This is a genomic window from Bradyrhizobium sp. Arg237L (assembly GCF_029990105.1).
Lineage (GTDB): Bacteria > Pseudomonadota > Alphaproteobacteria > Rhizobiales > Xanthobacteraceae > Bradyrhizobium.
On record NZ_JAQMIL010000017.1, the window covers coordinates 120,286 to 132,277 of the forward strand.

Consider the following 11,992-nt stretch of genomic DNA (forward strand, 5'->3'; position numbering starts at 1 on the left):
GCGCGTGACGCGGCCGATTGGGTAATGCGTGCAACGATAACTCAGACGAGTTCCTTCCTTCTGTCAAACGGTGAGGCGCGGCATGGCCGAGAATATCGACGCTGCCAATCCCGCCGAAGCGTCCGTCCTCGAGCGGCTGCCCATGCGGGACGAGGAGGGGCAGCTCCGCCACGAATTCGTCGAAAATATTGCGAGCGCGATCCACGCGGCCGACCGGCCGTTCCTGTGCGAGGTCGTGGCCGAACTGCATGAGGCGGATCTCGGCGATCTCATCGCAGCGCTCGCGCCGGAAGACCGCGTCAGCCTTGTCGAGATCACCGGCACCGATTTCGACTTCTCGGCACTGAACGAGGTCGACGATACTGTTCGCGAGGAAATCCTCGAAGAGCTCGAGCCGGAGACCGTTGCGGAAGGCGTTCGCGAGCTGGAATCCGATGACGCCATCGAGCTTCTCGAAGGTCTCGACGAGGAGGACAAGGAGGAGATCCTCGACAGGCTTCCGCCGTCGGAGCGCGCCGAGCTCGAGCGCAGCCTGCTGTATCCGGACAATTCCGCCGGCCGGCGGATGCAGACCGAGTTCATCGCGGTGCCGCGAGATTGGACGGTGGAGCAGACCATCGACTACATGCGCGAGACGCCCGACCTGCCGCACCGGTTCTACGAGATTTACGTAGTCGACAGCGACAGGCACTGGATGGGCGCCGTACCGCTCGACGTGCTGCTGCGCTCGCGCCGCCCGGTGCCGCTCACCGACCTGATCGACGAAGATCGCCGCCGCGTCTCCGCCCTGGAGGACCAGGAAGAGGTCGCGCGGATGTTCGGCAAGTACAATCTGGTGGCCGCGCCCGTGGTTGACACCACAAACCGGCTGGTCGGCGTCATCACGATCGACGACGTCGTCGACGTCATCGAGGAGAAGGCTGACGAAGACCTCAAGGCGCTCGGTGGTGTCACCAGCCACGAAGAGTTGTCGGACAATGTCTGGACGATCGCGCGAGGGCGCTTCAATTGGCTGCTGGTCAACCTCGCGACCGCCTTTCTTGCGTCCTCCGTGCTCGGCCTGTTCGAAGGCCAGCTCGAAAAGATGGTGGCGCTTGCGGTGTTGGCGCCGATCGTCGCCAGTCAGGGCGGCAATGCCGCGACCCAGACCATGACGGTCGCCGTGCGTGCGCTGGCCACCCGCGAGCTCGGATCCTACAACGCCGTTCGCGTCATCCTGCGCGAGGTCATGGTTGGCCTCGTCAACGGCCTTGCCTTTGCCGTCATCACCGGCATCGCCGCGGTCGCCTGGTTCAAGATTCCGGGCCTTGGCGTGGTAATCGGGCTCGCCATCGTCTGCAACCTGGTTGCCGGTGCGCTCGGCGGGATTTTGATCCCGATGGTGCTGGAGCGCGTGCGCGCCGATCCGGCCGTGGCGTCCGGCACCTTCGTTACCACGATCACGGATGTGGTCGGCTTCTTCTGCTTCCTCGGCATCGCCACTTTGTGGTTCGGCCTGAATTAGCACCTTGCTTAGCGTTAAGCGGCCCTTAAGTCGGTTCGCCCACAATGCGGCTTTCCGGAGCAGACCATGAAGCGTTTGCGGCTGAAAGCGGATGGACGGATCGTCGAGCTGCGCGACGGGCAGGAGTTCCCGCTCGCGCCCGAGACACCGACCGGGCCGCTCACGGTCCGCGATCTCCGCCGTCGATCGCACCTGACCCAGCTCGAATTCGCCGCCAAGCTCGGCGTGCCAGTGGAAACGATCCGCAACTGGGAGCAGGGCAAGCGCGCCCCACGCGGACCGGCACGGGCGCTTCTGGCGGTCATCGCCCATTCGCCGGAAACGGTATTCGCGGCGCTGGCGACAGAGGCCTCTGCGGCGTGAGTTGGCAGCGGAGCTGCGGCGGCCCATAATGGGCGCATGAACATCATCGAAGCCAACGGCGCCAGGATCCCGGCGATCGGGCTCGGCACCTGGGAATTGCGCGGACGCACCTGCGCGCGGATCGTCGAGCAGGCGCTCAGGCTCGGCTATCGCCACATCGACACCGCGCAGATGTACGACAACGAGCGCGAGGTCGGCGAGGGGTTGCGCGCGTCCGGCGTGAGGCGCGACGACGTCTTCATCACGACCAAGGTCTGGACCACCCATTTCAGGCCCAACGACCTGGAGCGTTCGGCCAAGGAAAGCCTGGCGCGGCTGCGGCTGACCGAAATCGATCTCTTGTTGCTGCACTGGCCGAACCCGCAGGTGCCGCTCGCGGAAACGATGGGTGCGCTGGCGCATGCCAAACAGCTTGGGCTCGCACGCCATATCGGGGTGTCCAACTTCACGATCGCCTTGATCGAGGAGGCGGTGGCGGCTTGCGCGGAGCCGTTGGTGTGCGACCAGGTCGAGTATCATCCCTATCTCGATCAGGCGAAGGTGAAGGCTGCCTGCGCCCGGCACGGCATGGCGCTGGTCGCCTATAGCCCGATCGCGAAGGGCCGCATCCGGAACGACCGTGCATTGGCGCGGATCGGCGACTGCTATCGCAAGACGGCGGCCCAGGTTTGCCTGCGCTGGCTGGTGCAGCAGAATGTTGCCGCGATCCCGCGGACATCGAAGCTCGAACGGCTGTCTGAGAACATCAACGTCTTCGATTTCGAATTGTCGGAGGACGACATGAGCCTGATCTCGGCCATGGGCAGCGCCTCAAGCCGCCTCACTGATTTCGGCTTCGCGCCGAAATGGGATTGAGACACCCCTCGATTGCCCGCTATGCTGATGACGGGCAGGGGGCTGTCAAACCTGATCAGTTGCGAATGAACCTGCGGGAGCTCATTCCTGTGGACGTGACGGCGTCGGCGGTTGCGCACGTGTCCGTGCTGGCCCTGGTGCTGCTGCTGTCCGAAGTCCATCCGTTTGACGTCGTGGCGGCCGACACCGTCCCGGTCGACATCGTCACGCCGCAGGACATCGAGAAGGACATCGAGAAAAAGCCCGAACCGACCCCATCGCCGTCGCCTTCTCCGTCGCCGTCAATCGATCTGTCCGCGCTCCAACAGCCGCCTGTAAGCACGCCGCCTCCACCGGCGCCGCAGCCGGCAGCGTCGGCGCCGCCGCCCCACGAGAAGCAGCCGGCACCGGCGGAATCAGCTTCGGCTCAGCCGCAGGTCGCGGCAAAGCCGGCGGGCGGCCCAGCCTACACGCCGCCGGAGCCTGATCTCTCGATCAAATACCATGTCCAGCTCGGCCTGCCGCCGGCCCTCCCGCCGATGGCGGCACCAGCCCCACCCCCGGCCGCGCGCTACGGTGGCAAGGTCGACGACGATTTCGATGCGCCGGCAGTTAGGGCAGCCGACCTCACCCCGAGCGTCGTCGCCGAGTTTCGCCGCCATCTCAAGACGTGCTCGAAGCTGCCGGCATCGCTAAAGCCTTCCGACGACGTCAAGGTCACGCTGCGCGTGTTCTTGACGCCGCAGGGGCGGCTCGCCGACGAGCCTCTGCTGATCGAGGCGAGTGCGTCCGAGAAGGGACCGATGCTGATGCGTGGCGCGATGAGTGCACTGGAGGCGTGCCAGCCCTACACGATGCTCCCGGCCGATCGCTATGGCGAGTGGAAGACGATCGACCTCAGCTTCACGCCGCAGGATTTTCCTTCCTAGGCTTGTCGCGTGAAGTCGCAATGGGCGGCGATCGCCTGCCGGTTGGACGACCGCGCCGCGCTATGGCAAAATAGCAATCCAACCGGATTCCCGCACATGTTGAAGCTCGTCATCGGCAACAAAAACTATTCGTCATGGTCGATGCGGCCGTGGCTGGCGCTGCGCGCTAACAACATCCCGTTCGAGGAAATCTTCATCCCGCTCTACACCGATGTGAAGGCGGACAAGGATCGGATCCTGAGCTTCTCGCGTGCCGGCAAGGTACCGACGCTGATCGATGGCGATGTCACGGTCTGGGATTCGCTGGCGATCATCGAATACCTCGCCGAGAAATATCCGGAAACAAGACTGTGGCCTGAGGATCGCGCGGCCCGCGCCCATGCGCGCTCGGTCTCCGCGGAGATGCATTCGGGCTTCATGCCCCTGCGCAATGAATGCGGCATGAACCTGCATCGCCCGATCCGGGCGGTCCCCTTGTCAGACGACGCTCGCGCCAATGTCGCGAGGATCCAGGAAATCTGGGCGGACTGCCACGCGCGCTACGGCAAGCAGGGGCCGTTCCTGTTCGGGGTGTTCTCCGGCGCGGATGCGATGTTCGCCCCCGTCGTGCATCGCTTCCGCACCTATGCGATCCCAGTGAAGCCCGAGGCGCAGGCCTATGTCGATGCGATGACGTCGCTGCCGGCGTTCCAGGAGTGGACGCGCGACGGGCTTGCTGAAACGCTCATCATCGAGCGGTTCGAGACCGTCTAATCCGGTCGACCCAGCTCGCCCAGGTGCCGGCCCAGTACCTTCCGTGCGAGCGCGAATGGCAAGCCGCCCCATAGCGGCTGATCGCGGGAACCCGAACTTTTCGCTGTTGTCGCCGTGGAACGCGGCTCAGTCGCCGGAAAACCTCCTATCACGCTGAAAAATCTGCAAATTTCGTGTATTTGCCTTGCCCCGATCCCGCTGGATTTTGGGGCCGTTGCTGTGCTAGCTTGACGCAGGGTTCTCAATGTTGGCCGCTGCTGTGGGACCTAAGGCGGCGCGGCCGACGATCCAAGAAAATGGAGAGGGCGTTGAAGCACAAGTACGGCGTTGGAGAGACTGTCTATTTCACTGCGAGCAACGTGTCTCGTCCGGCCGCTACCGGGACCTATCAGGTGGTCCGGCTGCTGCCGACCGACGGTGACGATTGCCAGTACCGCATCAAAAGCTCGACCGAAGCTTTCGAACGGGTTGCCAAGGAAAGCCAGCTCGCCCTGTCCTGAGAGAGCTGTGCGCAAGCACCCGGTTGGCGCGGTTCCCTGATGGGTCGCCGTCAAAAGGCCCCGTTCGCAGAACGACTCTGCCGAGGGGCGAATGCCCGAAAGGAGGCGTTCGCCTTTGGCAACTGTGTTTTATGCTGCGTTGAGGGACATCGCGTATGAGCTGGGCTTCTTCGCTGGATCACATCTGGCGCTCCGCGACTTTTCCGATGTGGCTGACGCTGGCCGCTGCAGGATTTTTTGGGGTGATCCTGTTGATCACGCTGTTGCGCGCGGAGAAATCCGTGGCCAACGGCGCGTTGACGGTCATCACCTTGCTTGCGATTGCGGTCGCTGCTGCCGCGACCATTCGTGGCTTCGATTCCGGTAGCCGGCTTGCTTCCGCTGATGTGCGTTCGGCACAGCCGGTCGTCGCGGCGCCAGCCGCGCTGGCCTGCATCGATGACCTCGCGGGCGATGCCGTGCTGAACGCCTGCGAAAAGGTGTTGTTCGGTTCCGCCGACTCTGCGGCTGCCGCGGTCGCCTATGCGGCTTCCCAGATTACCCGCCTGACGTCGTTGGGCGATCTCGCGACCGCCGAGCGCAACACGTCGCCCGAACTGCAGGCGCTGCGGCGCGCGATCGAGCGCGACCGCTACGGGCTCATGGCCTATGTGCTGATGGCACGAGACCATTGCACGCCGGCTTCATGCGCGGCGTTCGGTTCGCTCGGGACCAGCCAGCAGATCGCGTCCAATATGGACGAGCGCCTCTATGAGAACCTGATCACCCGCTACGCGCCGTCGTGGAACGCGCCGGCGCCTGCCATTGCAGCGGCGGCCGGAGCAGGGGTGCTCGGAGCACTGCCGCCATCCCTCCCGACCGGCAAACCTACCAACGCCGAGTTTCCGTCGGCCGCGAACACCCCTCCGATCAGCATCATGACGCCTGAGCCCGCACCGAAGCCGCCGCAGGCCGCGACGGCTGCCACGACCGCAGCTCCGCCTGCGCCACGTTCCGCGCCAGCGGCTTCGCCCGCGCCGCCGGCCGCTGCCAAGAAACAGGCGGTGGCCAAACGTCCGCCGGCACCCGCGCCGGTGCCGATCACGCCGCCACCACCGGCGTCCACAGCCGCTCCTGCAACTTCGGACGACTGATCTTTTCAAAACCGGTGCCGGCGGCTAAAGCGAAACGATCATGCCGCTTCATCTCATCAAGCTCGCCGTCGGTTGTGACTCGGTCAAGGAACTTAAGACCTGGGTCGCCGAACGGATGGCGACCGCGAAGAAGAAGGGCCTGCCGCAGCGTCATGTCCACATCACACGGATGACGCCGAAACGGGAGGAGGAAATCCTTGCCGGCGGCTCGCTCTATTGGGTGATCCGCGGCGAGATCGCCGCGCGCGAGAAGATCATCGCGATCGAGCCGTTCCGCGACAAGGACGGCATCGGCCGCTGCCGCATCGTGATGCAGCCCAAGGTGATCACGGTATCGCCGCGCCCGATGCGTCCCTTCCAGGGCTGGCGCTATCTCACCGCCGATGCCGCGCCGCCCGACCTGACCAAATCGGCCGCTTCCGGCGTCGCGGCGATGCCCGAACCGATGCGGCGCGAACTGCGCGATCTTGGATTGCTGTAACGGCTGGTCGGGTTACATCGATATCCGGTCGGGTTACACCGCGATATTGTCGATCAGCCTCGTGGTGCCAAGCCGTGCGGCGACCAGCATCCGCAGCGGGCCGTCCTTGATCGAGGCGATCGGCGCCAGCGTCTCGGCGTGGCGCACCTCCAGATAGTCGAGCTTGAAGCCGGCCTTTTCGATCAGCTCGGCGCCTCCGGCTACAGCCGGCTTGATCGCTTCACCGGCACGGATGCGGCGGGCGGTTTCCTTCATGACGCGATAGAGCTCCGGCGCCACGCGCCGTTCTTCAGGCGAGAGGTAGACGTTGCGGGATGACATTGCGAGCCCGTCGCGCTCGCGCACGGTTTTGGAGCCGATCACCTTGACGCCGAGGTCGAGGTCGCGCGCCATCTGGGTCACGACGCGGAGCTGCTGAAAATCCTTCTCGCCGAAGATCGCAAAATCCGGCCGGCACTGCGTGAACAGTTTGCCGACGACCGTTGCGACCCCGCCGAAGAAATGTGGGCGGAAGCGGTCTTCGAGGCCGACGGTGGCGGGCCCCTCCGGCGCGATCCGCGTGGCAAAGCCATCCGGGTACATCGTCTTGACGTCGGGATGCCAGATCAGGTCGACCTTCTCGGCGGCGAGCTTTGCGACGTCGTCCTTCCAGGTACGCGGATAGGAGCCGAAATCCTCTGTCGGCGCGAACTGGGTCGGATTGACGAAGATCGAGACGATGACGCGCTGGGCGCGTCGCTTGGCAAGGCGCACCAGCGACACATGCCCGTCATGGAGAGCTCCCATGGTTGGCACCAGCGCTGTCATCGCCTTTCTGCCGCGTAGAGCCTCAACGGCGCGGCGCAAGGCAGGGACGGTGCGGACGACCACGGGACTTCGCGACATCTGGATTCAATCTCTTGGGCTGGTTCGGGAAGGTCTGGTCGGGCGAGACGGGCTTGGACTCGCTCGATGAGGCGGGCACGCGACCATACCAAGGGGAAGGCGTCGACGCCAAGGCGGCAGGCGCGCGCACCTGACCCGTTTGGGTGACGTCAAACGATTGTGGGCTGACATGTCCGGCGACCGATTCATGATTAAGACAGTCGGCTGCCCCTTAAGCGCATGGCGCATTTCACTTGACCGTCGAAGCGCCCGATTTGAAGATATCGAGGGGGATCAGGTGATGCTGGTACAGGCTAGTCAGGGGCAATCCGGCTCCGCCCATGTGGTGGTGCTCGGCAACGAGAAGGGCGGTTCGGGTAAATCCACCACTGCCCTTCACATCGCCGTCGCGCTGATGAAGGCCGGCCAGCGGGTCGCCACCATCGATCTCGATTGCCGCCAGCAGAGCTTTACCCGCTACATCAATAACCGGCGCGCCTGGGCACGGCGCACCAAGCTCGACCTCGAAATCCCCGTGCATCATTGCATCAAATACGGCGAGACGATGCAGATCGCGGAGAACGAGAACGCCGAGTTCCAGCAGTTCATGGCGGCGATCAGCGCGGTCGAGCGCAATTTCGATTTCATCGTCATCGATACGCCGGGCACCGACACCTACCTGATGCGGCTCGCCCATTCGATGGCCGACACGCTGGTGACGCCGATCAATGACAGCTTCCTCGATTTCGACGTGCTGGGCACCATCGATCCCGCCACCTATTCGGTGACGGGCGAAAGCCATTACGCCGAGATGGTGCGCGACGTCAGGCGCAAGCGCCGGCAGGTGGACGGCGCGACCACCGACTGGATCGTGGTCCGCAACCGCCTCTCGATGCTTGGGTCGCGCAACAAGCAGCTCGTCGCAAGCGGCCTGAAACAGTTGTCGCTGCGGCTCGGTTTCCGCTCGATCGACGGCTTTGCCGAGCGCGTCGTCTACCGCGAATTCTTCCCGCGCGGCCTGACCGCGCTCGACGATATCGACGAGCAGACGCTCGGCACCCGGCCCAGTATGGGCCACGTCACGGCGCGCGAGGAGGTGACAGGCCTCCTGCGCCAATTGAAGCTGCCGCTGGACGAGCGCGGCCGCCGCCGCGCGGCCAACCGGGCCGAATGGTTCAACCAGGTCGACAAGCCGCTCGAGATCCACGACATCATCGCAACTTGACGGGGTCGGCTCACGCCGGCTGCAGAAACCGACGGCCCGTGTCGTCCGCCGATGGAACTCGCCCGTCACCCCGGCTTGGACCCCGTGCGACTACGGGGGAGGGCCAAAAACCCAGGAACAAACCTCAAACTGGCCCGTTTCATTAGAAATGTACCGAGCGCCTGAACCCGAATTTCGCGGCGCCGTCATAGGGTTAGGAGGAAAGCCAAATCCCACAGCGACTTGTGCAGATGCACAAGGATTAGGTGCATCGCACAACGATCAGGCGGTCAACACACAACATTTGGACTTCCCGTCACGTCGCTGTGACATATATCATCCAGACGGACCGTCAGAGTCCGGACAAATGGGATATAGCGCCAGAGGCGGGCGCGCCGAGGACGAATATGAAACGTGGAATTACCGTTCTGCTTTCACTTACCGTGCTTGTTACTGGCGCGTATTTCACCGCCAGCAAGTGGGCTATCCGTCACGAGACACTCAAATTCTATGATCCGGCGCGCGACAATCGCCTCGTTCCCGTCGACGTGGCCGTGCGCTGGGACAAGGAGATGCAGGCCAACGCCGGCATGATCACCCTGCCGGTGGCGATCCTCAACCACGGCAACACCGTCAAGAACACCGAGTATTCGTTCCTGACCAACATCTTTGCCGCGCGCGGCTATTTGGTGATCAGCCCGCAGCACGACCTGCCGACAGACCCGCCGATGGTGACCAAGGCTGGCGAGATCTATGTCGGCCGCCTGCCGCAAATCCAGCGCGGCGTGGCCAACATCCACTTCGCCATCGACGAAATGAAGAAGCTCCAGCCCAACGCCGACTATGCCAAGGTCACCATGGTCGGACACTCCATGGGCGGCGACATCTCGATGTACTTCGCCAAGCAGTATCCCGACGAGATCAAGAAGGTCGTGACGCTGGACAATCTGCGCGTGCCGTTCCTGACCGACGCCAAGTTCAAGATCCTGTCCTTCCGCTCGAAGGACACGCAGTTCAAGCCTGATCCGGGCGTCGTGCCCGATGCCGACGAGTGCGAGAAGTCCGGCATCACGGTGGTGAACACCAACTTCCAGCACAATGACATGCGCGACACCGGACCGGACGTCGCGAAGAACTCGATCCAGGCGATGCTCGACAGGTTCCTGGTCGATAGCGACAGTGAGGTGGCGCCGGTTGACACCAGGAGCGCGCCGCCGAAGATCCTCGAGCCAGGGCCGGTCTCACTCTACGTGCCGGATCCCTCGGCCAAGAAGGTCCAGAAGACCGAGACCGAGAAAGATCGCTTCGCGGTACCAAACTGACCTCTGCCCCTCCGCTCGGCGCACCCGCGCGAGCGCATTGACGCTTTCCTGATCCCGGCCCACATAATCCTCGCAGCAACGGCGAGGATTCATGGCTGCCGAACCGACCAAACCGAAATCCGGTAACGACATCGCTGCGCAGGCGGCCGAGGCCCGCCAGTCCGGTCGCTTGCCGGAAGCATCTCCGTCCAGCTCCGACGATATCGCCGCCTTCGTCGCCAAGGCGCGCGCGATGTCGCCGCATCACGCCAGCGGGCGCGGAAGGCTGATTTTTGCACTCGACGCCACGATGAGCCGGCAGCCGACCTGGGACATGGCCTGTGCGCTGCAGGCGGACATGTTTCGCGAGGCTGCCTCTCTGGGCAGTCTCGATATCCGCCTGGTCTATTACCGCGGTTTCAACGAATGCCGGGCGACTGGATGGATTTCCGACAGCGCTCACCTTGCCAGATTGATGGGCAAGATCGATTGCCAGGGCGGCAATACCCAGATCGGCAAAGTGTTGTCCGAGACGCGCCGCGAGGCGGTCGCCTCCGGGGTGCGGGCCGTGGTGTTCGTCGGCGACGCCATGGAGGAGTCCGCCGACGATCTCTGCGCCAAGGCCGGCGAACTCGGGCTGCTCAAGGTACCCGTCTTCATGTTCCAGGAAGGCGGCGACGCCACCGCCGAGCAGACGTTCCGCGAGATTGCGCGGCTGACCGGCGGCGCCTATTGCCGCTTCGATCCGGGCGCAGCGGCGCAATTGCGCGAACTGCTGCGGGCGGCTGCGGCCTACGCCGCCGGCGGCCGCGAGGCGCTGCTGCAATTGTCGAAAACCGCGAGCGGTGCGGCCAAGTTGATCGGCCAGATGAAGTGACTGCACCTCAGCTCTACCTATGACGTCGCCGCTTTCGCACGCATTGAGCGCGGCCGACATGTTGCTGACGGCGGTCGCCGCTTCGCCCGACAGCTTGTGGCGGTGCGCAAGCCAGGCGGATCATTGTAGGCTAGAAAGGTGGCGCCGGATGCCTCCTGCCACACCAGGGCCTCCAGCGGCAGATCGGCGCCGATGGTTCGCGATGCTTTTCCTCGCCGCCGCGATTATATTGCGCCCATGCCAACTCTGATTGCCGGCGTCGTCGCCGTTGTCATGCTTTATCTCCTGCTGCAGATGTTTCGGGCCGCCAACCCGGCGATGCTGGCGCGCGCGATCAAGATCGTCGGCGGCGTCTTGTCGCTCGCAGTCGCCGCCTATACCGGCATCAGGGGAGAACTTGCGGTGGCGATCCCACTCGGGATCTTTGGCGCCGGCCTGCTCGGCTGGTCGCCGAACGTGCTGGGCAATTTCAACAGCATCTTCGGCGGCGCGCGGCGTTCCGCCGGACAGAGTTCGCGCGTGCGCTCGAAATATCTCGACATGAGCCTCGACCACGACACTGGCGCGCTGTCGGGCCAGATCGTGGAAGGACCGAATGCCGGCCGCTCGCTCGACGAGTTCGACCTGCAGGGATTGCTGGCGATGGCCGCCGGCTTCGACGCCGAAAGCGTCACGTTACTTGAAAGCTATTTGGACCGCCGGTTTCCCGCTTGGCGTCAGGACACGCAGCGCAACGGGGCAGGGGGGCAGCGCCGCGCGGCGCCGGGCGGCAAAATGACGGAAGAGGAGGCCTACCAGGTCCTTGGCCTGCAGCCGGGAGCCTCGCGTGACGATATCAGCCGGGCGCACCGCGCTCTCATGAAGAAACTGCATCCCGATCAAGGGGGGTCGACGTACCTCGCTGCCCGTGTAAACGAGGCCAAGGATACCTTGCTTCGCACGCATTCTAGCTAACTCCGGCACGCTACCAAACGCTACAAACCGAGAGTTGCCGCTGCTTCTCTGTGCTGACGCTCCAGTCTCGCCCGCCGTTGTCCGGCGTGGTCGATCCCCTGTTCTCGAAAGCTTAACCGTAAATCCTTGCCGAGAAGTTTCGCGAGGGAACAAGTAGCCGCCGGTGCCACGGGCCGACGCAAGAAAGCCGGCGCTGGTGGGCGTCGGCTTTGCGATTTTCAGGTTAGAGCGTTTTCGAGCGAAGTGGACACCGGTTCGCGTGAAGAAAACGCGTCAAAACAAGAATCTAGAGCTT

At 64.1% G+C, this 11,992-nt stretch carries 13 protein-coding genes; 12 read left to right on the forward strand and 1 reads right to left on the reverse strand.

Annotated elements, in window-relative coordinates; all coding sequences use genetic code 11:
• The first annotated feature begins 82 nt into the window (after positions 1–82).
• The 8 genes from mgtE to OZ411_RS13220 all read left to right on the forward strand — a co-directional run bounded on the left by mgtE (position 83) and on the right by OZ411_RS13220 (position 6,497).
• Positions 83–1,504 (forward strand): magnesium transporter, encoded by a 1,422-nt coding sequence (gene mgtE / locus OZ411_RS13185; protein WP_282528286.1) that lies wholly within the window; start codon positions 83–85, stop codon positions 1,502–1,504.
• A gap of 66 nt (positions 1,505–1,570) precedes the next feature.
• On the forward strand, positions 1,571–1,867 hold the full coding sequence (locus OZ411_RS13190) for a helix-turn-helix domain-containing protein (RefSeq protein ID WP_130583681.1): 297 nt from the start codon (positions 1,571–1,573) through the stop codon (positions 1,865–1,867).
• A 36-nt stretch (positions 1,868–1,903) separates the two neighbouring features.
• Positions 1,904–2,722, forward strand: coding sequence for an aldo/keto reductase (locus OZ411_RS13195; protein ID WP_130583680.1), 819 nt, complete (start codon positions 1,904–1,906; stop codon positions 2,720–2,722).
• A gap of 89 nt (positions 2,723–2,811) precedes the next feature.
• Positions 2,812–3,630 (forward strand): hypothetical protein, encoded by an 819-nt coding sequence (locus OZ411_RS13200; RefSeq protein ID WP_282528287.1) that lies wholly within the window; start codon positions 2,812–2,814, stop codon positions 3,628–3,630.
• Between the two features lie 96 nt (positions 3,631–3,726).
• Positions 3,727–4,383, forward strand: coding sequence for a glutathione S-transferase family protein (locus OZ411_RS13205; protein ID WP_130584194.1), 657 nt, complete (start codon positions 3,727–3,729; stop codon positions 4,381–4,383).
• 296 nt (positions 4,384–4,679) lie between these two features.
• On the forward strand, positions 4,680–4,883 hold the full coding sequence (locus tag OZ411_RS13210; protein ID WP_130231764.1) for a hypothetical protein: 204 nt from the start codon (positions 4,680–4,682) through the stop codon (positions 4,881–4,883).
• Positions 4,884–5,038: 155 nt separating this feature from the next.
• A complete protein-coding gene (locus tag OZ411_RS13215) occupies positions 5,039–6,016 on the forward strand; it encodes a hypothetical protein (protein WP_282528288.1) in 978 nt (325 codons plus the stop codon).
• Between the two features lie 40 nt (positions 6,017–6,056).
• Positions 6,057–6,497, forward strand: a complete 441-nt coding sequence (locus OZ411_RS13220; protein WP_130583611.1) for a DUF1489 domain-containing protein — start codon at positions 6,057–6,059, stop codon at positions 6,495–6,497.
• Positions 6,498–6,530: 33 nt separating this feature from the next.
• Here the strand turns inward: OZ411_RS13220 and panC are convergent, their stop codons facing one another.
• The gene (gene panC / locus OZ411_RS13225; protein ID WP_130583610.1) at positions 6,531–7,382 is read right to left on the reverse strand and encodes a pantoate--beta-alanine ligase; all 852 of its coding nucleotides are present in this window, start codon (positions 7,380–7,382) and stop codon (positions 6,531–6,533) included.
• A 280-nt stretch (positions 7,383–7,662) separates the two neighbouring features.
• Here panC and OZ411_RS13230 point away from each other — a divergent pair, with 280 nt between their 5' ends.
• The 4 genes from OZ411_RS13230 to OZ411_RS13250 all read left to right on the forward strand — a co-directional run bounded on the left by OZ411_RS13230 (position 7,663) and on the right by OZ411_RS13250 (position 11,697).
• Entirely contained in the window at positions 7,663–8,586 is a 924-nt protein-coding gene (locus tag OZ411_RS13230; RefSeq protein WP_282528289.1) for a division plane positioning ATPase MipZ, read from the forward strand.
• Between the two features lie 386 nt (positions 8,587–8,972).
• Positions 8,973–9,887, forward strand: coding sequence for an alpha/beta fold hydrolase (locus OZ411_RS13235; protein WP_282528290.1), 915 nt, complete (start codon positions 8,973–8,975; stop codon positions 9,885–9,887).
• A 91-nt stretch (positions 9,888–9,978) separates the two neighbouring features.
• On the forward strand, positions 9,979–10,743 hold the full coding sequence (locus OZ411_RS13240; protein WP_130583607.1) for a VWA domain-containing protein: 765 nt from the start codon (positions 9,979–9,981) through the stop codon (positions 10,741–10,743).
• Between the two features lie 237 nt (positions 10,744–10,980).
• Positions 10,981–11,697 carry a DnaJ domain-containing protein gene (locus OZ411_RS13250; RefSeq protein ID WP_282528291.1) on the forward strand — a complete coding sequence of 239 codons (717 nt, stop codon included), beginning with the start codon at positions 10,981–10,983 and terminating at the stop codon, positions 11,695–11,697.
• The last annotated feature ends 295 nt before the right edge of the window (positions 11,698–11,992 follow it).

Bases quoted from the DNA above. Each gene is read 5' to 3' on its own strand.
- OZ411_RS13205 (WP_130584194.1), top strand. From the start codon at position 3,727: ATGTTGAAGCTCGTCATCGGCAACAAAAACTATTCGTCATGGTCGATG.
- OZ411_RS13195 (WP_130583680.1), top strand. From the start codon at position 1,904: ATGAACATCATCGAAGCCAACGGCGCCAGGATCCCGGCGATCGGGCTC.
- OZ411_RS13215 (WP_282528288.1), top strand. From the start codon at position 5,039: ATGAGCTGGGCTTCTTCGCTGGATCACATCTGGCGCTCCGCGACTTTT.
- OZ411_RS13235 (WP_282528290.1), top strand. From the start codon at position 8,973: ATGAAACGTGGAATTACCGTTCTGCTTTCACTTACCGTGCTTGTTACT.
- OZ411_RS13230 (WP_282528289.1), top strand. From the start codon at position 7,663: ATGCTGGTACAGGCTAGTCAGGGGCAATCCGGCTCCGCCCATGTGGTG.
- panC (WP_130583610.1), bottom strand. From the start codon at position 7,382: ATGTCGCGAAGTCCCGTGGTCGTCCGCACCGTCCCTGCCTTGCGCCGC.
- mgtE (WP_282528286.1), top strand. From the start codon at position 83: ATGGCCGAGAATATCGACGCTGCCAATCCCGCCGAAGCGTCCGTCCTC.
- OZ411_RS13220 (WP_130583611.1), top strand. From the start codon at position 6,057: ATGCCGCTTCATCTCATCAAGCTCGCCGTCGGTTGTGACTCGGTCAAG.
- OZ411_RS13250 (WP_282528291.1), top strand. From the start codon at position 10,981: ATGCCAACTCTGATTGCCGGCGTCGTCGCCGTTGTCATGCTTTATCTC.
- OZ411_RS13190 (WP_130583681.1), top strand. From the start codon at position 1,571: ATGAAGCGTTTGCGGCTGAAAGCGGATGGACGGATCGTCGAGCTGCGC.
- OZ411_RS13210 (WP_130231764.1), top strand. From the start codon at position 4,680: ATGGAGAGGGCGTTGAAGCACAAGTACGGCGTTGGAGAGACTGTCTAT.
- OZ411_RS13240 (WP_130583607.1), top strand. From the start codon at position 9,979: ATGGCTGCCGAACCGACCAAACCGAAATCCGGTAACGACATCGCTGCG.